Source organism: Pseudoalteromonas aliena SW19, assembly GCF_014905615.1.
Classification (GTDB): Bacteria; Pseudomonadota; Gammaproteobacteria; order Enterobacterales; family Alteromonadaceae; genus Pseudoalteromonas; species Pseudoalteromonas aliena.
In genome coordinates, this window is record NZ_AQGU01000028.1 from 223,577 (window position 1) to 244,022 (window position 20,446).

Genomic DNA, 20,446 nt, shown 5'->3' on the forward strand with positions numbered 1-20,446 from the left:
TAGGTTGAGTATGAAAAAGGGGCAATTCTGCCAGTGCTTGGCGTTTTGCTCAACGACATTTTAACTGATTTAACGAATAAAGTTAGTTAGGAGTGAGTGAAAGTTCAATTTTTGTTAGCCTAGGAGATCATGACGTATTAAAATGCGCCTTTATACCTAATTGATTAAAGAAGAGTTGCCATGACCTGGGGTTTAGAAACAGCACGCGCTACTTATAACGTTGCTCATTGGAGCGATGGTTATTTTGATATTAACGCACAAGGCGAACTGGTGGCTTACCCTGATGGCGACCAAACAAAACCGGCCATTTCTTTAACGCAATTAACTGAGCAGTTTAAACAACAAGGTTTAACGTTGCCGGTTTTAGTGCGCTTTACCGATATTTTACAAAACCGTGTAGACACGCTCACAAATGCATTTACGCAAGCACGAGCAAATCGTGAGTACAATGGTAAATACACCTGCGTTTACCCAATTAAAGTAAATCAGCAGCGCTCCGTAGTCAGTAAACTATTAGCGCACCCAAGCGGGCTTGTTGGCCTAGAAGCAGGCTCAAAGCCAGAGCTGATGGCCATTTTGGGTGTAGCAAAAGAGCCAATTACTATTGTGTGTAACGGCTATAAAGACAGTGAGTTTTTACGCTTAGCGTGTATTGGTCAAGCAATGGGGCACAGCGTAAAAATTGTGGTAGAAAAGTTGTCAGAATTGACCACACTACTTGAAGAAATAGACAACCTAGGCATTGAGCCTGCTATTGGTATTCGCATTCGCCTAAATTCAGTCGGCAAAGGCAAATGGCAAAATACCGGTGGCGAAAAAGGTAAATTTGGTTTAACAGCGGGTCAAGTGCTAAGCGCCGTTGAAGTGCTTAAAAAGCATAACAAATTGCACTTAATGCAAATGGTGCATTTTCATATTGGTTCCCAAATTGCCAATATTCGCGATATTCACCGCGCTTTACGTGAATGTGCACGTCACTTTGCTGAACTTACGCAATTAAATGTACCGCTAAATACGGTTGATGTGGGTGGCGGTTTAGGTGTTGATTACGAAGGCTCTGGCTCACGCAGTGCGTGTTCGATGAACTACACGGTTGAAGAATATGCGCGTAATGTAGTGAATGCATTTGCCGAAGTGTGCGACCAGCATAACCTTACGCATCCGGCTATTATCACCGAGTCAGGTCGCGCATTAACCGCCCATCATGCCGTGTTAATTACCGATGTTATTGATGTAGAAAAAGCGCCAAATTATTTAAATCCAGAAGCACCGCTTGAAAACAGCGCATTAGTACTCGATGAAATGTGGCAGTGTTTACAGCGTTTAAATCCGCGTATGGCGCTAGAAATTTATCACGATGCTATGCACCTATTTAGCGAGGCGCACGATCAATACGTGCATGGTTTAGTGAGCATGGTAGAGTGGGCGAAAATAGAGCAGCTTTACTTTACTATTTTACACCGTGTACGTGCATCGCTTAGTAATAATGCGCGTGCTCATCGAGAAGTACTCGATGATTTAAACGAAAAGTTGGCTGATAAGTTGTTTGTTAATTTTTCATTGTTTCAGTCATTGCCAGATGTGTGGGGTATTCAGCAGTTATTTCCGGTTATGCCAATCGAAAATTTAACTCAACCATTGACGCAACGTGCGATTATTCAAGATATTACCTGTGATTCTGACGGGCAAATCCGTGAATACGTTGAAGGAGCGGGTATTGAAACCAGCTTACCAATTCCAGAATACAAGCACGGTGAGCAATATCATATTGCCATGTTTATGGTCGGGGCGTATCAAGAAATTTTAGGTGATTTACATAACTTATTTGGCGATACTGATTCTGTGCATGTGGAGCTTAACGACGATGGTTATGTATTAACCAATGCCATAAAAGGTGATAGCGTTAAGGATGTATTAAAGTTTGTTGACTATGATAGCGCCATTTTAGCCGATAACTTTGCGTATCAAGTTAATAAGCTTGATGTATCGACGCAGTGTAAAGAAGGTTACTTAGCTGAGCTTAATGCAGGCCTTGAAGGTTATACTTATTTTGAAGATTAATTTGTAAGCAACTTAAAGCGCAGCAATAAAGTTGCTGCGCCATGTTTAAAGGAAGTAGAAGTAATGTCAGTTATTCGCGGTGTACTTAGTATTATTTTGTACGCAATAAACACACTCTTTTGGTTTGTACCTATCTTTATTTGTGGGCTTATAAAGCTTATTCCAATCAAGCCATTACAAAAAATAATGAGCTGGGCTGCTAAGCAATTCGCAACTGTTTGGGTTACCTTTAATAGCTTAAATCAAAAGTTGTTTACGCCAACAAAACTTAACGTAATTGGCCTTGAAGATCTTAAGCTAAAAGATTGGTATTTGGTTATTGCAAACCACCAAAGCTGGGTCGATATTTTAGTATTGCAGCGCGTATTTAATCGTAAAATTCCATTTTTAAACTTCTTTTTGAAAAAAGAGCTTATTTACGTGCCTATTTTAGGATTATGTTGGTGGGCGCTTGATTTCCCATTTATGACGCGTACCAGTAAAAGCCAATTAAAAAAGAATCCTAAGCTACGTGGCAAAGATTTAGAAACAACGCGTAAAGCTTGCGAAAAATTCAAAGAAATGCCGGTAAGTGTGGTTAACTTCGTGGAAGGTACGCGTTTTACAGCGTCCAAACACAAGCGTCAAGATAGCCCATTTCCACACTTACTCAAGCCAAAAGCGGGCGGTATCGCGTTTGTAATGCAAGCAATGGGTGAGCAAATAACTAAAGTAGTTAATGTCACCATTCATTACCCTGATGGTATTCCTACTTTTATGGATTTTGCTGGTGGCAGAGTAAAAAATATTAACATACACGTGGAAGTAAGGCCGGTAAGCGAAGAGTTAATCGGTGACTACACCGGTGACTCTGAATTTAGAGTGCGCTTTCAAAGTGAACTAAATCGTTTATGGGAAGACAAAGAGCAAACATTACAATCGCTTGAAAACATCCCTAAATAAAAGGTAAAAATATGAGCTTACGGTTATGCTAAAAAAATGGTTACCAAACTGGCTTAACGGCTTAATTGTAGGCTGTGTATTGTTTTCTAATGTCATACTTTTTGGCTCGCTGGTATTAATGCTGGGCCTTATTAAGTTATTGCTTCCTTTATCTATTGTTAATTCTATATTGCATAGCGCTTATCGTGGTTGGTGTAACGGCAATCGTTTAGGGCTTTGGTTAGGTTGTCCGAATATTGTGGTTGATATTAGTGGCGATTTAAACTCAAAATGCTGGTATTTACTGATTTGTAATCACGCAAGCTGGTTAGATATAACCGTACTTAGCTCATTACATGAATTGCCAGCTCCTAAGTTTTTTTTAAAAGATGAACTCAAATACGTGCCCTTTATAGGCACTGGTGCGTGGGCTATGGGTATGCCGTTTATGAAACGGGTAAGCAAAGCACAACTTGCTAAAAATCCTAAGCTCAAAGGGCTGGATGTAGAGCGTACCAAGCATAGCTGTCGTAACTTTCGTCATCACCCAACAACTATCATTAATTTTGTAGAGGGTACACGCTACACGCCAGCTAAGCATAGCTTGCAACAAAGTCCCTTTAAACATTTACTAAAGCCTAAAGCTGGCGGTATTGCTTTTGCACTTGAAGTGTTAGCCGATCAATTTGATGCCATGCTCAATACAAGTTTAGTTTACAGCGGTAAAACCGATCATGTTTGCCGTAACTTGTTAAAAGGTGAATTGGATTCTATTTATGTGTCGATTGAGGTTATCCCTATTGATGAGAAAATGCAGGGCAGTTATCAAAGTGATGACGTATTTAAAGCCAATTTTCAACATTATGTGAATGAACTATGGGTTACTAAAGATCAGCAACTTGCCGATATCTATGCGCAACAAGACTTACCAGAGCCAAAAATCAGTAAGGAAATTGAAACACTATGACCAACACACACCTGCAGGAGTTAATTGCTCCTTGGTTTGAAAAAGTACCCGATGCAAATTTTCTTAGCTCAATTACCGCCACAGCAATCGGGGTATGCTCTTTACTCATTTTATATTTGTTTACACGTCGTTTAATGCTGCCAGGCATTCAAAAGGTTGTCACTAAACTGTCTCCTGAGCGTATTGGCGCACTTTCTCCAATGTTAACCAAGCTCAACAAACGCATTGCAGGGTTGCTTTGTTGTGTTTTGTTTTTAGCGACTTTCGACAGTGTTTATCCGGTTAACGAATTGGCCGCCGAAATATTAAAAACGGTAGGGCAGGCTTTATTAATTATCTACGTTGGCTTTATTATAAGCAGTATAGTGAGTATTGCTGGCGCTATTTATAACCAGCTTGAATTTGCCCGTGAAGTGCCTATCCAGGGTTTAATTCAGGTTGTTAAGCTCATTACCTTTATTGTATGTGGCATTTTAATTGTGAGCATAGTGCTGGAAAAATCGCCTACCTATATTCTCTCTGGTTTTGGCGCAATTGCGGCGGTTACATTATTGGTATTTAAAGACACTATATTAGGCTTTGTAGCGAGCATTCAAATTGCTGCAAATCGTTTGGTAACGTATGGTGATTGGATCCAAGTAGAAAATTATGGCGCTGATGGCGAGGTGATTGATTTAGGGTTAAATACCGTAAAAGTGCGTAACTGGGATAATACCATCACAACCATTCCTACTTATATGTTGGTGGCGGGCTCGTTTAAAAATTGGCGAGGCATGCAAGAATCCGGTGGGCGACGTATTAAGCGTTCACTTAATATTGATATGAATAGCATTTGCTTGGTGGGTGACGAGTTTAGAAAGCAAATTAACGCTGCAATCCCGCTACACGAATATATTCGCATCACCACATTGCCCGATCCTGTCTCTAACTTGGGGCTATTTCGCCGCTATGCCGAAGGCTATTTAAAGCAACACAGCAAAATTAATACCTCACTGACCTTAATGGTACGAGAGCTACAACCACTTAATCATGGTTTACCGATTGAGTTTTATTGCTTTAGTGAAGATAAACGCTGGATTTCGTACGAACACTTGCAAGCCGAAATAATGGATCATTTATTGGCTGTATTGCCTATTTTTGGGTTACGAGCTTATCAAAGTGTTAGCGGGCAATTAAGCCCACCAACAAACACACCGCAAATAGATAAACCTAGTATTAAAGTGCCCAATAATGCTGGCCAAGACCCACAGCAATAAATACGATTAATAGCCACCAAATAGGTGGCTTTTTAAATCGCAGCCATGCAAACGCGAGTATCACTAAAGCTACTTGCCAAAGATTATGCACCGCCGATGTCCAAATTGGTGAATACAGAGCCGCCGCTAAAAACCCCACTACCGCCGCATTAAGCGCTGCAATTGAGCTTGCAAAGCGTGGCTTACTTGCCAAATTAAGCCAGCTCTTCTGAAACGCCAGTATAAGTAAAAAACCAGGCATAAATATAAGCAGTGTAGCTATAAGGGCGCCCACTAAAGGTTGCTCAGTAGTAAGTTGTGCGCCTAAGTAAGTAGCAATAGTAAACATAGGCCCGGGAACAGCTTGCGCGCTCGCGTAAGCACTTAAAAATTGATCATCAGTTAACGCAGGGACACCTGCTTGTAATACTGGTAACACTACATGCCCGCCGCCAAATACCATTGCACCTGCTTGATAAAAAGGCGCAAACAAAGCAAATTCTTGACCTAGAGGAAAAAAGCTAACGGCTAGTAGTAGTGCAAAGAGCCCCAGTGCAATCCAATTAATATTACTTTTTGTACTGCTAGCATCTTTTGCTACTGTGCCAAGTTTTAATAAAGGCCATATAGCACCTATTGTGGCAGCGGTGATTAAAATTGCTATTTGAGTTCCCATCATTGGAAATAACACCAAAGCAAGTGTACTCATTACCGCAAGTAACTTAAGCGCAGCACTTGTACAAAAGCTTTTAGCCATACTAAGCGTGGCATCAGCGACTATAACAACGGCAAATAACTTTAAGCCTGCAATAATAGCAAAGTAAACAGCATCAAACTGATGGGCACTAACCGCAAGCAGCACCATTATTAAAAACGAAGGCAGAGTAAAGCCTAAAAACGCAGCTATACCACCAAGTACCCCAGCCCGCTCAACACCAATCGCAAAACTAACTTGGCTAGAGCCAGGCCCTGGCAGTGCTTGGCTTAAACTAATAAGTTGTGCGTAACGCGTGTTAGTTAACCAATTTAACGAGTCTACAAAGTGGCGTTTAAAATAACCTAAATGCGCAGCAGGGCCACCAAAGCTCATACACCCTAGTAAAAAAAACTGTCTAAAAATAGCAATTAACATTGCGCCAATATCCTTTGTAAAATTCATTAAATTGTCACAAGGGAGTATGACATTTTTATTAAAATGGCACATTAGTTAGTATATATAACTAATGTGCGCTGCTTTAAATTGAATAAGCATATTTTTAACTGTCAGGCGTGGCTAATAGGGCTCCAATCCGTGTGTTGCATAGAGTGTTGAGCTTATAGAAAATTACGGATCTGGATGATGGGTGGGGCTGGAGGTTAGAGACCTCCGGCTACTCTATTAGCCCAATTTTGACCGGAGATAATGAAAAGTCTTTTCACCTTCTTTTGAAATGAACTCATGATACTTATTAAAACTGCACTCATGAGGCTTATATGTATCAAGATGCAGCTCTTGTATAGCTTTAAGATATTCACCCCTACATTATCAGGTGCAAGAAACGAATTTTTATTCACAAAGCCCCTGCAATGTATTTTCAATTCTCCCCATGACTTTTGATAATCCCGTTTTTTATCATTTCGCTATTCAATCATGTCCATGGGTAAATCAAAATCTACTCCTTGTTTTAGTCGTACTTAACGCTTTGGTAGCTATTACTAATGCACAAAAAGAGGCTATTAAATTACTAACAGGTAGTAAGTCCTCAACAGAAAAGCCGCCATTTGATAAACCATAGTAATATCCAAGTATGGTTAAGAATAAGGCTACAAGGATATTTGTTAAATCACTCTCATATTATCCTGATCTGCTAACGAGCCTGTAGATTAACTCGTTTTTATTTGTTTTTTTTAATAAACAAACCATAGCTGAGTTCCTATTTTGGCTCAATCGATTACCGTGTTTTTCATAGAATATAAAAAGTGGGTTTGGTATTGTTTTAAATTGGCGTTTTGGAAGGGATTACGGGTGTTTAAGTGGCTATATTTAGGGTTAAAAGAGCTTATCCTTCTTAATGCACGTTTTTTACAGCTTTTTTATATTATAAACAAGGCAATACAGTTGCGCATTCACTTTCGTTTGGCCTAGTAAGGTCAATTTATTCATCCCTTTATTCACTGTAATGTTGCCGAACACTGGTTCAATTCAGCCAAGCTGTTTGCTGTATTGTCGTCGTCCGATTGGGCTGCCTATTTTTACTTTCATTTTGTATACGTAGATCAGCTTTTTGCGTGATTCATTATTTATAAAGTGCACTTTCAACACTGTTTTGCTGATTTTTTCGTAATAATTAGGATGGGTATCATTCTAATTCCTCTCCAACTAAACTTACTTGACGTTATCTTACGATTGCCATGTAACACCTTGCTTTTTTTACACTGTTCAAAGCCTAGTACTTCATTTCACAAATAGCAAAATTTAGAATGGATGATGAGATGGGCGCTCCCCAAAACGGCGTCAATGCGCCAAACTGGTTATAACTCACACTCATTTAAAGGGAGCGTCTATCATGAAAATTAGTACATTATCAATTGACTTGGCAAAAAATGTATTCCAAATTTCTGCCTTTAATCATCACCATTTAATCTCGCTTGGGTGAATATTTTTAGGTTCTTTGGTGCGAAGCTCATTAGGAGCATGATAACCATGTAATCATAGCTCGAATATATGTCAGTACCTTTGCTTTTAAGCCAGCTTGTGACGCATCATTACTGTGAAATGGAGTACATGATAATAGAGTAAAAGCATCAATTCGAGGGAGCGTCCATATATGTCTTTGTTTTATGTTTATTTTATTGTGCTGTATTTATTCTTCAATTTAGAAGATTACAATATCATAAGAGTATAGGAGATAAAAATGACTAAAAACTTCATGAAAACGTCGGTGTTGTTACTGTTTACAGTTCTTGTTTCAATTCCAGCCTATTCCCAAGAAACCAGTAAAGATACTGCAAATATTAATTCAAGTAGTGTTCTTTTCGCAGGCCAAATTAGATGTTTCAAGTGCAATTCTGATAATAATTGCGCAGTGATCCGATGCCCTGAATAAAATTAGAGAGAGTTTGCAATGTTCAATATAAATTTTAAGAAAAGTATAGTTATGGGAGCGATTTTATTTTGTTCATTTTTATCTACAGCAGCGGAATCATCTAGCTTAGAAATAAATGAAACTATTGAAACTTTAATTCATCCAAGCTATAAACTGATGAAAGGCCAATTTTATTGTATAAAATGTGATGACGATAAGTGTGTAAAAATACCTTGTCCGGAATAGTCAAAAAAGTTGAAATTATTTTATTAGTGCGCGTTAATATTTTTTAAGGCGCACTAATAATTATTAATTATATTCACGGTTTTAAGCATTCTAATTGGAGATTAAAGATGAATTTAAGAATCAAGTACGTAATTGCAATTTCATTTATAGGTTCTATATTAGTATATTTTTTAAATACGCCTAGCAATTTAAATATTAACACGAGCGACGAAAAGCTAAGTTTAAATGAATCGGAAATCTCAAATAGACGTATAAATTCTATCTATAAACCAGAAAATAGTGGAGCACAAAAGACTGGGATTAATGTATTAAAATCCTTAAATCAAGAAACACTTAATAAGGAAAAAATACCTGAAGAAGATAGAGAGGTGAATGAACCGAGTCCATCAGAAGTTTTTATCCCCTTCGATAAACAAGAAGTAAACTATGAATGGGCAGATGAATTTACATACCAATTACATGATTTCTTTTCTGCTAACGAGCAACTCGCTACTCTAAAACTAAAAAATGTGGAATGTAGAGCAACATTATGCCACCTACAATTGTTGGTTTCGGAGGATGACTCTATCGATCAAGCTATAATTATTGCTAATACATTGCGCTCTGACGACAAATGGAAAAACTACTCATTTTATCTAATTGGTCAGACAGATGAAAGTACAATGACGGTTGAAATTGGTGTTAATTGAAGCAAGATTTATCATATTAAAATGAGTTTAAAGAGTTTTCTAAAGTCTTTAAAATTTGTTTAAATTATCGGCAGGTTCGACTTTAAAGTATATAACCTCTCTAAAGTCCACACAAGGGGGGAAATTTGGCTTCATAGATCACAATTATTGACTGGACACTGATCACTCATAGTCGCCTATCAGGTAAAGTCTAAACCAAGTTCTTATGACTACTTATAGCTAGTGATGACTATAAGGTTAGGCAGGGATTCCTACATTTTAATACCTTCTTCATAGTTTGTTCATACATGTATTTGCATACTCCGGCTAAATTCTTATTGAATAGGTAACATCATGACTTTAACTAAATCACTTTTAAGCGCAACTGTATTAGCTGTATTGCTTTCTGGTTGTGAAATGAATAACGCAGGTAAAGGCGCTGCAATTGGCGCTGCCGCAGGTGGCGTATTAGGTAAAGCTACGAGTAACCATAAAGATAAACGCTTTTTTATTGGTGCAGCAATTGGGGCACTTGCGGGCGCTGCTGTTGGCGACTACATGGATAAGCAAGAAGAAGCATTTCGTGATGAGCTAGCGGGTTCGGGCGTTGAGGTTGTGCGTGAGGGCGACAACTTACGTTTGGTTATGCCATCAAATATTACCTTTGCGACGGCTCAATCGTATATTTCATCAGGTTTTAACGACACGTTAAATGCGATTGCAAAAGTAATGAATAAGTACGAAAAAACTTACCTTAGTGTTGAAGGCCATACCGATAGCACAGGTAAAGATAGCTACAACATGAACTTGTCGCGCGAGCGTGCACAAAGTGTAAAAGATTATTTAGTGAATCAACAAATTATGGCGGCACGTATTAGCACTAAAGGCTATGGCGAAACACGTCCAATTGCGACTAACGATAGTGCAAATGGTCGTGCTCAAAATCGTCGTGTAGAAATTCAAATAGTGCCTAATACACAAGCTTAATAGCAAAAACCGCGCTAATGCGCGGTTTTGTTTATTTAATGGCACTTTTACCTGCGTTAGCTGTCATAACTAGTTCTTTCACAGGGACATATTTATGGCAAAGTGGCGTTCGACAATTATCTTATCGATACTTTTACATGGATTATTGTTGTTTTTTTTAACAACTTTAAAGGTACCTGAAATAAAACAGCCGCAATCACCGCCAATTAAAGCCTATATGGTGAGTGTGGCAGCCAAAATTAAAGCAACACAGCAAACGCCTCAACAGAGTGTTAATAAAAGTGTGCGCATAGAAAAAAAGCCAAATGAGCCGGTAAATAAAACAGTATTAAAATCAGTAAGCTCCTCTAGTAAGAAAACAGAAAAAACGGCTGAACCGGTAAATTCCACTATAACAAGCTCCACCACAATAAACGCCCACTCTGCAACATTAACGCCATATAAAAAAATCGACTTACAAAAAGGCCTTAATCGTATTTTACAGCAACAAATGGGATCTTTACCTGCTAGTACAACCTCTGCTGGTAAAACAGCGGATGAATACGCCACGGTAAACAGGATCACAGTCCCAAAAGTACACTCTGCAGCGGTAAAGCCGCTGTTACAAATAGAGCAGCAAAGTATGCAATTTACTACCTATCGCAAAGGTGATACTTGTTTTAAAAAGGTGTTTATTGGCGCAGGGGTGATGCAAAAAAATGACTTACCAGATAGTTATTTAACCGCAGGGCAATTGTGCGGTAAAACTAAGTTAACAGAGGCTTATGATGCTGCAATGAACAAATGGCTTAGCAAAAAGTAGCAGCAAAGCAGCTGCTACTTTAATTTATTTAAGCTCAATCTTTATTAAACTGTAATTCACACAGTTTTTGATACAGCGGATTGCTGGCTAATAACACTTGGTGAGAACCCGTTGCTATTATTTCCCCATTTTCCATTACCACAATCACATCAGCATGTTTTACCGTGGACAGCCTATGGGCAATTATTAACGTTGTTCTGTTTTGCATTAGGTGCTCAAGCGCCGCTTGCACGTGGTGCTCACTTTGCGCATCTAGCGCGCTGGTGGCTTCATCAAGAAGGAGTATTTCTGGGTCTTTTAATATAGCGCGGGCAAGCACAATACGTTGCTTTTGCCCGCCAGATAACCTAACACCTTGCTCACCTAAAAAGCTGTGATAGCCTTGTGGCAACTGGTTTATAAATTCATCGGCATGGGCATGTTTTGCAGCGGCATACACTTGCTCATCGGTTGCATTTGGGTTGCCGTAGCGGATGTTATGCATAACATCGGAGCTAAATAAAATAGGGTTTTGCGCTACCATGCCCATTTTATTGCGCAGAGTATTAAGTGATAGGTCTTTAATATTTATATCTTTAAACTTAATAGCTCCACTGGCCGGATCGTAAAAACGTTGTAGCAATTCAAATAATGTAGTTTTACCAGCGCCAGAAGGGCCAACAATAGCCACAGTTTGGCCTTGCTGAATATTTAGGCTTACCTTATTAAGTGCGCTTACATCGGGGCGAGAAGGATAGTTAAAGCTAATGTTTTCAAGCGCAATTGCAGGGGAACTACTTTCTTGCAGTAAATTACTATCTTGTGGGTTTAGCGGGTTTTCTATTTCACTTTTAACCGCAAGTAGCTCAAGTAATCTTGCAGCCGCGCCTGCTGCTCTTTGTAGTTCGCCATACACTTCAGCAACGGTAGCCACCGACATTGCGACCATAATAGCGTAAAACACAAATGCACCTAACTCGCCGCCGGTCATAGTACCCGCAAGTACATCGTTACCACCCACCCAAAGCATTGCGCTAATGGCACTAAAGGTTAAAAAAATCACTACGGCTATTAAAAACGAACGTTGTTTGATACGTTTTTTAGCCACGTTAAAGGCTTTTTCGGTCTCGAGTGCAAAGGCATGCTGTTCTTGTTCTTCATGGCTATAGCTTTGCACTACTTTAATATTTTGTATGATTTCGCCTGCATAGGTGCTTATGTCGGCAATGGCATCTTGGCTTGAGCTTGCAAGCTTACGTACCTTGCGGCCAAATACCATCATTGGGACAAGTACTAGCGGCACACAGGCAACAACCACTAAAGTAAGTTTTAAATTGGTGAACAGTAACATGGCTAAACCGCCCACCAACATAAGTACGCTGCGCAGCGCCATAGAAAACGATGAGCCGATAATAGATTGTAATAAGGTGGTATCAGTGGTTAAGCGAGACATAAGCTCGCCGCTGCGGTTTTCTTCAAAGTAGCTAGGGTGCAGCGTAACAATGCGATTAAACACGGCTTTTCGAATATCGTTGCTGACCCGTTCGCCAATCCACGACATTAAATAAAAACGGCTAAAAGTGCCTACTGCTAATAAGCTGATTAAACCAATAAGTACTAATACGGCCTGCTGTAATTGCACCTTTGATCCAGCAATAAAGCCATGATCAATAACAAATTTAACACCTTGCCCCAATGACAAGTTAACGCCTGCCGTTACGAGTAATGCGGCTAGGGCGGCGACTACCATCCACTTATACGGTTTAATAAAAGCAAAAACAGGTAATAAACTGCTAAAAGCAGCCTTTTCGGCTATAGGTGTTTCTTTTGACATAGTGGATTCTTTTTGAAGGTTAAGGTATAGATATGGCATCAAGGTAATAAAAATCAATAGTATTGAATATCATCAATAAGGATTCGTTATGACTACAAATATAATAAACGGTGAATTTACAGTCGCTTTAGCGCCAATTGAAGGTTACGCCAAAGGGCAGCAAGGCATTAATTTAGGGCGTATGTCGATTGATAAAACATTTAAAGGTAGCTTAAATGCGACCAGCCAAGGCGAAATGCTCAGTGCTATGACGCCAACGCAAGGGAGTGCAGGTTATGTTGCTATTGAGCAAGTAGTTGGGGAACTTGAAGGTAAGCAGGGGAGCTTTGTACTGCAACACTTTGGCACTATGAATAAAGGTCAAGATAGCCTGATTTTAAACGTCATTCCCGATTCAGGTACTGATGAGCTTGAAGGCTTAAGCGGCAGTATGAAAATTCGTATAGAGCAAGGTATTCATTACTATGACTTTGAATACACTGTAGATAGTAAATAACCAGAATTCAGGTTAAATAAAAAAGCATAGGTAAATACTTATGCGGATTAATTATTGAAGACCATGAATTATAAGGAGCATAAATGGCTTTATCTGTTTGGTTGAGTTTGGCATTGGTATGCATGATGGGCGCGATGTCGCCAGGGCCAAGCCTTGCGGTGGTATTAAAGCACACGCTTAGTGGTGGCATGAAAAACGGCATGCTTGCTGCGCTCAGTCACGGTATTGGCGTTGGGCTTTATGCTGCAGCCTCATTACTTGGCTTAGGAGCATTGATGGCTCAATTTCCAACACTATACCAAATATTGGTGTATTTAGGCGCTGCGTATTTAGCCTATTTAGGTTTAAAAATACTGCTAGCAAAACCAAGTAATAACGAGCTGCAAGTACAAAAGAGTGAAGTAAGTGCGAGTAAAGCGTTACAAGATGGATTTGCGATTGCTTTTTTAAATCCTAAACTCGCGATTTTCTTTTTAGCGTTGTTCTCACAATTTATAGATCCGCAAAACCTCACTTTAAGCATTGGCATTATTATGTGCTTAACCGTGTTTGTAATTGATACTGGTTGGTATTTATTAGTTGCAGTGCTAACTGAGGTGTCTAAAAATCGTTTTGGTTTTACTAAGCAAAACCCATGGTTAGACAAAATACTGGGTGTTGTGTTTATTGCCCTAGCCATAAGGGTGGTCATTAGTTTGTAGTTTTATAATTGGTTGTTGCTGAATTATTTGTACAAAATAGCTACAGCCAAAGTTCTCTGTGGTGCATACGTATTCATCACAATTTGATTACCTTTTAGTTACACTTTGTTGGTTGTGTTTCAACGGCACTGATATACCACATAACAATAACTAAAGGATACACACATGAAAAATTCAAACTAAGTGCGCTAATGCTGGCATTATTTGCTGCAAATAGCGCGATTGCAGCCAAGTGTAGCAACTCAGTTTATTACTCTTGCTTACAATGACACTAAATAACGCCACTTTGCTTTACTCAAATGACAATTCTGAAACGTTTATTGATTTTCAAACGTCATACAAATTTACCGATCCCCTAACAATGCTTTTGCAAGTTAATAACCTGACAGACAAACCGACCCAAAACTACTTTGGCACAAAGCAACGAACGGGTACGACTGAGTACTTTGGTCGTCAGTTTTATTTTGGTTTTACTTACAGTCATTAATTTAGCAAGTTGGAGCGTTTAAAAATGAAAATAATTAAAATATATAGCTACTTGCTAGCTGCGTTATACCTATTGGTTTTAATAGGCTGTGGTGGCAGCAAGGATGCAAAATCTGAGCAAGTGTTACTCACTTGTAATGCACCTCAAGTCCCAAATGAAGCTGGTACACAATGTGTCGAACCTGAACCAATAAAGTGTGCTGCCCCGACAGTTCCTGATGAAAAAAATGAAAGCTGCATTTTAGGTGCTGATCCTGCGTTACCAGAGCCCGTAGTTTTTCCTGGCGATAATGAGGCAATTTTGTTTTATAACCGCATAACAGACGCTGACTATGAAGGTTACCGATTACATTCGTGGAATGACGATGTATGCGATGCTTTTGCACCACCTTTTGATACGAGCGATTGGGCAGATGGTCATGTTCATGATGGGATAGATCCGAATTATGGTGCATATTGGATTATAAAACTCAAAGCTGGTTACAGCGAGTGTGCTAATTTTATTATTCATATAGGTACAGAGAGCACCGGTAAGGCATTTGGTGATGTTGATTTAACAATGCCATTAATGCAAGACGACGAAAAGTTTCAACGTATGAACTTTACTTTGCATGGTGAGCCGTCTGTTTTTGAGTTTCCTATTCTAAATTTAGGTGAGCGTCCGGTCGCTATTACAGGGGCTTCTGCACATTGGATAGATTTAAATACGGTACTGTACAAACCGAGTAATGAACTGAGTCAAATCATTAAATTATATAGCTCTGCAAGCGCGGATTTAGAGGTTGATGAAGAGACTGGATTAAATGGTCAAAGCATTGAGTTGATACAAACTAATTTAACCGATGAGCAAGCACTAAAAGTACCGCACTTGAGTAATTGGACCGCGTATCAAGGTAACTGGGATACAGAGGCCGCTAAGCAATTAATTAAACAACAATTGCTAGTGGCGGGTTTTGATGCTGATGGCAAGCTTCTTGAAGCAAGTTACGTTCAAACAGCAAAGGCATTAGATGCGCTTTATACGCAAAATGAAAATGATGCTAACGAGGCGCAACTAGGCGTTAATTACAATAACAATGCAATTGATGTATCAGTGTGGGCACCTACTGCCAATAATATGATGCTTAATGTGTTTGATGCCGATAAAGCACAAGTGCATAGCAGTGCAATGCTATTTGATAGTAATACTGGCATTTGGTCTATCAGCTTAGATAGCAAATACGATCGCCAATACTACCGTTTTGCGTTTGATGTATATCACCCAACCACCAAAGCGATTGAAAGTTTATGGAGTACAGACCCCTATTCACTCAATGTATCAAGCAATGGTTTGTATTCGCAGCTAATCAACCTAAATGACGATGACACCAAACCACAGGGCTGGGATGAACGCAGTATACCGACCATTACCAATCCAGAAGATGCGATTATTTATGAAGGGCATGTACGTGACTTTAGTGTGCGCGATACCAGTGTTAGTGCACCAAATCGCGGTAAATACCTTGCATTTACAGAGCATGAAAGCGTGCCAATGCAGCATCTTAAACAATTGGCTGATAGAGGTTTAACTCACTTTCATTTGTTACCAGTGACAGACATTGGCACCATTGAAGAAAATGCCGCAGAGCGAGTAGAAATAACCGATACGTTAGGTAAGTTATGTGAGCGTATTAACGATGAAGCCGATGCTTGTAAAACAGAAGACAAGAACAGCACCATTGTAAAATTGCTGCAAAGTTACTTACCAAATTCTGACGATGCCCAAGCACTTACCAGTGCTATGCGTGATCTAGATGGTTTTAACTGGGGTTACGATCCGCATCACTTTATTGCCCCTGAAGGGTCTTATGCCTCAACGGCTGAGGGTATTGCTCGCGTAGTTGAAACGCGCGCTATGGTGCAGTCGCTACAAGAAATTGGCTTAAGAGTCGTGCTGGATGTTGTTTATAATCATACAACAGCATCAGGTATTTGGGATAAATCGGTATTTGATAAATTAGTACCCGGTTATTACCACAGATACAGCGAAACGAGCGGCGATATTGAGCAATCAACATGTTGTGAAAACACCGCCACTGAGCATGTCATGATGGATAAGTTTGTCACTGATTCATTAGTGATTTTAGCCCGTGATTTTGGGTATGATAGTTTTCGTTTTGATGTGATGGGGCATATGCCTAAATCGTCAATTTTAGCAGCCCGTGAAGCGGTTCAAGCAATCGATGCAGATAACTATTTTTATGGCGAAGGGTGGGACTTTGGTGAAGTAGCTAATAACCGTTTATTTATACAAGCAAAACAAGCTGATATGGCGGGTTCAGAGGTGGGTACTTTTAACGACCGTATCCGCGAAGCTATTCGGGGGGGAGCACTGTTTAGCAATAACCCAACCGATGGTAATTTAGCTGAGCAAGATACATTGCGGTTATCGCTTGCTGGCAATTTACAAAACTATATTCTAAAAGACTTTAAAGGCAATTCAGCGAAGGGCAACAGCTTTACGTGGAATACTCAGCCAACAGCGTATGCACTTGATCCTGCCGATAGCATTAACTACGTTTCTAAACATGACAACGAAACCTTGTGGGATCAACTGCAATACAAGCATATTGCAAACATGAGTATTGAACAGCGTGTACGCGCCCATAATATAGCGCTCGCAGTGCCACTTGTGAGCCAAGGTATCCCATTTATGCAACTGGGCGCTGATTTACTGCGTTCAAAATCAATGGATCGTGATAGCTACAATGCCGGAGATTGGTTTAATGCAGTTGATTTAACTAAGCAAAATAATAATTGGAATATTGGTTTACCTAACGCTGAAAAAAATCAAGAAAAATGGTCTGAAATAATGCCTATTTCGGGTAATCCTCAAGCTGCTGCACAACCGCAAAATATTGCTTATGCTGGTGGGGTTTTTCAAGAGTTTTTAGCTATTCGCAGTGCTAGCCCACTATTTAGATTAACCACAGAGCAAGATGTAATAGCACGTGTTGGTTTTCATAATGTGGGCAAAAACCAGCAATATGGCTTAATTGTTATGAGTATTGATGATGGGGAAGGATTAACCGATATTGATGCAAACAACGATGCGCTTGTTGTGGTTATAAATTCCACTGGGCAATTGCTTACTCATAGCATACCAACGGCGAGTGGCTTTGAGCTACACACTGTACTTAAAAATAGTGTTGACCCAGCAATGGCTGCGGCCTCTTTTACCCAAGGCAATGGCAGCGGCAGTTTTAACCTACCAGCATACACTATGGCTGTATTTGTAAAACCGCAAGGTAGCACGCAAGGCGTAGGTTTAAGTGCAAATGCAACCGTTGGCGAACCTGATGTGCTCCCTTTTGGTAGCACAAGTGTGTATGTTCGCGGTAGCTTAAATGACTGGGGCACAGCAAATCGCTTTGAATATGTTGGGGATGACGAATATCGACTTACAGCCACGTTAGCCGCAGGTAGTTATGAGTTTAAAATTGCCTCTGAAGATTGGGCTACGGTTGATTTTGGCGCGCTTTCAGATGCTGATAAAGAGGTTGTGGAAAAACAAAGCGAGCCTTTAACACGTTCAGGCGCAAACATGACCTTTACAGCTGCCATTGATGCGACGTATGTATTTTCATTTAATGCCAATGATAAAGAAAATCCAACCTTAAAAATTTATAATGAAGAGCCATTTGCTAGCACGCCGGTATTCGTTCGTGGCAGCTTAAACGATTGGGGCACCAGTGATGAACTAATATATCAAGGGAAAGGTATTTACACGTTTACTAAAATGCTCAGCGCAGCCAGTTATGAATTTAAAATAGCTTCTGAGGATTGGAGTCGCGTTGATTATGGCTCTGCTGATACAGATATAAGCACTACCTTAGGCAAAGCGAAACGACTAGCAATAGGCGGCGCTAATATGATGATAGATATTGCAAATGATGGTGAATACCAGTTTATAGTGGATGCGAGCGATTTAAGCGCTGTTACATTGAGCATTTTAAATGTAGAAATGTTTGCAGATACGCAAGTATTTATCCGTGGCAGTTTAAATGGATGGGGAACAGATAACCCACTTAATTACCAAGGCAATGCGACTTACACAACGTCGTTAACCCTCGAAGCGGGTAATTATGAGTTTAAAGTGGCTTCTGAGGATTGGAGTACCGTTGATTACGGCGGTATTGGTGAATCCCCAATTGTAAATATAGGTGAACAGACTTTACTGGAAGCGGTGGGTGCGAATATAACGTTGAGAATTACTGAGCAGGGAAATTATACATTTAATGTTATTGGCCCTGATAAAAAAAACATCAAGGTATTAATCAATAAAAAATAACGCTATAAGCCGGTCAACTATATTGATCGGCTTATTATGTTTTAAATTAACCAGAGTTCAGGTTAAATTAGAACTGATAGCTAACCGACATCATGGCAGTTGAAATGTTCGCCGTATCTATAATTGGTGAGTTTTCAATATCAGAGTCTAATCGTGTGTAGCTGATCATAGCGCTTATATTCCATCTTTTATCCAGCTGATAACTTAGCAACATACCAGCGTTATAATTAACGGTAGAACCGAGTTTGTAAGGGGCATACGTGTTTGATTCGCCTTTTTTAATGCCGTAATAGTAGTTTGATACCTTGCTACTATTGAGTTCAACACCAAATGAAGGTATTAACATAATTTGTTTTGATAGCTTAAATGGGTAGCTATAATTAGTATCAAACATGGCGCCATCGCCGTGACCTAATACATCGTGTGATGCACTGGCACTAAAATGACCATACTTTGTGGCGTAACTTACTTTAGTTCCTGCATAAAGAGATATTTCACGATCGTTAAGGGCCTTAATTGCAGTGATATCAGAGTCGGATGAATCAAAATTTTGCCCAGGTTCAAGTATAGCTGACCAAGTAAAGCCTTCATCTTCAACTAGCTTGTAATCCAGAGCAAAGCCTCTAAACGTTAGTTTTTCACCTTCATAGTTGATCATGGGTAAAAGCAGTATTTTGTTATCAGTCCCTGCATAAGGCGATCCTGTTGAAATAACGGCAGCACCAATCGACCACGGAGATTCATCCTGAGCTTGAGCCGTTATACTTGATAAAGCGAATGCGCCAAGCAACAGTTGCACACTATTTTTTACATAAGTATTCATGATTACCTTCACTATTTATGTAATACCAATTGTATTAATAAAATTGGTAATAAGTTTATAAAATTTACGTTATTGATTGAACGCGTTGAGTGTAGCGACTAAAGCTAAACAGAGTTGTAAGTTAGTGTGTTAAATTTTAAGTATGTGTAAGCAGTTGAACTAAAGTGTTGGATTGTACAAATTTTGACTGTAATTGCATTCAACTTTGCAATGAAGTACTTTGAGCTAATCGTTATTAAAAATCATAAAATTATGCAAGAAACTATTTTAGAAAGCGCATCGTTCGATTCTAAGGTAAAGCAGTACTGGATGGTTACAGCAGTGCTATTTAGTTGCCTAGTACTGGTTACTATTCCGTTGATACCATTAATTTTACTTATTGTATGGCTGGTGGCAGGGCGAATTTTAGCGGCTATGTCGGCTGAGTTACTGCCACAAAAGCTAGTAGTTAAACGTGGGGTATTATTTAAAGAGGAAAAGTCGATACCGCTTGAGAAAATCACTGATGTTGGATTAAGCCAAGGCCCGCTTATGCGCTTTTTTGGGTTATATCGGTTAAGTTTTGAAACAGCAGGGCAATCAGGCCACGGTGCTTTAGTCTCTTTATTGGGGGTTGTAAATGCGGGTGAATTTAGAGAAGCCATATTGACTCAAAAAGATAACCTAAACGAACAATATCCTGTTGCAGATGAGCTTGCAGAAGATCACCTTAACCAAGCGCTATTAGCGCGCTTAGTTGAGGTGGTTGAACGTATTGATACACGTTTAGCAGCGCTTGAGAAACAGCGTTAACTAAGAAACTCTCTGGCTAGAGAAAAAATAAACATCATAATGATTCAACGTGT

The 20,446-nt window shown here is 39.6% G+C and carries 15 protein-coding genes and 2 pseudogenes; 13 read left to right on the plus strand and 4 right to left on the minus strand.

Going from position 1 to position 20,446, the window contains the following annotated elements:
- Positions 1-180 precede the first annotated feature (180 nt).
- The 4 genes from speA (at position 181) to PALI_RS16250 (ending at position 5,205) form a co-directional block, all read left to right on the plus strand.
- A complete protein-coding gene (gene speA / locus PALI_RS16235; protein ID WP_077536343.1) occupies positions 181-2,061 on the plus strand; it encodes a biosynthetic arginine decarboxylase in 1,881 nt (626 codons plus the stop codon).
- A gap of 63 nt (positions 2,062-2,124) precedes the next feature.
- Positions 2,125-3,003 carry an acyltransferase gene (locus tag PALI_RS16240; RefSeq protein ID WP_138586706.1) on the plus strand — a complete coding sequence of 293 codons (879 nt, stop codon included), beginning with the start codon at positions 2,125-2,127 and terminating at the stop codon, positions 3,001-3,003.
- 25 nt (positions 3,004-3,028) lie between these two features.
- Positions 3,029-3,949: an acetyltransferase gene (locus PALI_RS16245; protein WP_193156490.1), complete on the plus strand. Its 921-nt coding sequence runs from the start codon at positions 3,029-3,031 to the stop codon at positions 3,947-3,949.
- A complete protein-coding gene (locus PALI_RS16250) occupies positions 3,946-5,205 on the plus strand; it encodes a mechanosensitive ion channel family protein (protein WP_077536340.1) in 1,260 nt (419 codons plus the stop codon). The genes PALI_RS16245 and PALI_RS16250 overlap by 4 nt, the downstream gene beginning before the upstream one ends.
- Here PALI_RS16250 and chrA read toward each other — a convergent pair.
- Together chrA and PALI_RS20420 are read right to left on the minus strand one after the other, a co-directional pair.
- Complete coding sequence (gene chrA, locus PALI_RS16255; protein WP_193156516.1) at positions 5,165-6,316, minus strand: chromate efflux transporter; 1,152 nt, start codon at positions 6,314-6,316, stop codon at positions 5,165-5,167. The two genes, PALI_RS16250 and chrA, sit on opposite strands and share 41 nt — an antisense overlap.
- Before the next feature lie 930 nt (positions 6,317-7,246).
- Positions 7,247-7,477, minus strand: a pseudogene (locus PALI_RS20420) (transposase); the annotation flags it as partial.
- A gap of 811 nt (positions 7,478-8,288) precedes the next feature.
- Here PALI_RS20420 and PALI_RS16265 point away from each other — a divergent pair.
- The 4 genes from PALI_RS16265 to PALI_RS16280 all read left to right on the plus strand — a co-directional run bounded on the left by PALI_RS16265 (position 8,289) and on the right by PALI_RS16280 (position 10,952).
- Complete coding sequence (locus PALI_RS16265) at positions 8,289-8,495, plus strand: hypothetical protein (RefSeq protein ID WP_193156491.1); 207 nt, start codon at positions 8,289-8,291, stop codon at positions 8,493-8,495.
- Between the two features lie 107 nt (positions 8,496-8,602).
- The gene (locus tag PALI_RS16270) at positions 8,603-9,184 is read left to right on the plus strand and encodes a hypothetical protein (RefSeq protein ID WP_193156492.1); all 582 of its coding nucleotides are present in this window, start codon (positions 8,603-8,605) and stop codon (positions 9,182-9,184) included.
- A gap of 333 nt (positions 9,185-9,517) precedes the next feature.
- Positions 9,518-10,150: an OmpA family protein gene (locus PALI_RS16275; RefSeq protein WP_193156493.1), complete on the plus strand. Its 633-nt coding sequence runs from the start codon at positions 9,518-9,520 to the stop codon at positions 10,148-10,150.
- Positions 10,151-10,244: 94 nt separating this feature from the next.
- Positions 10,245-10,952, plus strand: a complete 708-nt coding sequence (locus PALI_RS16280; protein WP_193156494.1) for a hypothetical protein — start codon at positions 10,245-10,247, stop codon at positions 10,950-10,952.
- A 34-nt stretch (positions 10,953-10,986) separates the two neighbouring features.
- Here the strand turns inward: PALI_RS16280 and PALI_RS16285 are convergent, their stop codons facing one another.
- Entirely contained in the window at positions 10,987-12,765 is a 1,779-nt protein-coding gene (locus PALI_RS16285; RefSeq protein ID WP_193156495.1) for an ABC transporter transmembrane domain-containing protein, read from the minus strand.
- Between the two features lie 88 nt (positions 12,766-12,853).
- Between PALI_RS16285 and PALI_RS16290 the strand changes: the two genes are divergently transcribed.
- The 4 genes and pseudogenes from PALI_RS16290 to PALI_RS16305 all read left to right on the plus strand — a co-directional run bounded on the left by PALI_RS16290 (position 12,854) and on the right by PALI_RS16305 (position 18,778).
- Positions 12,854-13,261 (plus strand): DUF3224 domain-containing protein, encoded by a 408-nt coding sequence (locus PALI_RS16290; RefSeq protein ID WP_182703426.1) that lies wholly within the window; start codon positions 12,854-12,856, stop codon positions 13,259-13,261.
- Between the two features lie 83 nt (positions 13,262-13,344).
- Complete coding sequence (locus PALI_RS16295) at positions 13,345-13,962, plus strand: LysE family translocator (protein ID WP_138584523.1); 618 nt, start codon at positions 13,345-13,347, stop codon at positions 13,960-13,962.
- 298 nt (positions 13,963-14,260) lie between these two features.
- Positions 14,261-14,449: pseudogene (locus PALI_RS16300) on the plus strand (hypothetical protein); the annotation flags it as partial.
- A 24-nt stretch (positions 14,450-14,473) separates the two neighbouring features.
- Positions 14,474-18,778 carry an alpha-1,6-glucosidase domain-containing protein gene (locus PALI_RS16305; protein ID WP_193156496.1) on the plus strand — a complete coding sequence of 1,435 codons (4,305 nt, stop codon included), beginning with the start codon at positions 14,474-14,476 and terminating at the stop codon, positions 18,776-18,778.
- Between the two features lie 67 nt (positions 18,779-18,845).
- Here the strand turns inward: PALI_RS16305 and PALI_RS16310 are convergent, their stop codons facing one another.
- Positions 18,846-19,601 (minus strand): MipA/OmpV family protein, encoded by a 756-nt coding sequence (locus PALI_RS16310; protein WP_193156497.1) that lies wholly within the window; start codon positions 19,599-19,601, stop codon positions 18,846-18,848.
- 252 nt (positions 19,602-19,853) lie between these two features.
- On the opposite strand from PALI_RS16310, the gene PALI_RS16315 reads away from it, so the two are divergent.
- Positions 19,854-20,393, plus strand: coding sequence for a PH domain-containing protein (locus tag PALI_RS16315; protein ID WP_193156517.1), 540 nt, complete (start codon positions 19,854-19,856; stop codon positions 20,391-20,393).
- The last annotated feature ends 53 nt before the right edge of the window (positions 20,394-20,446 follow it).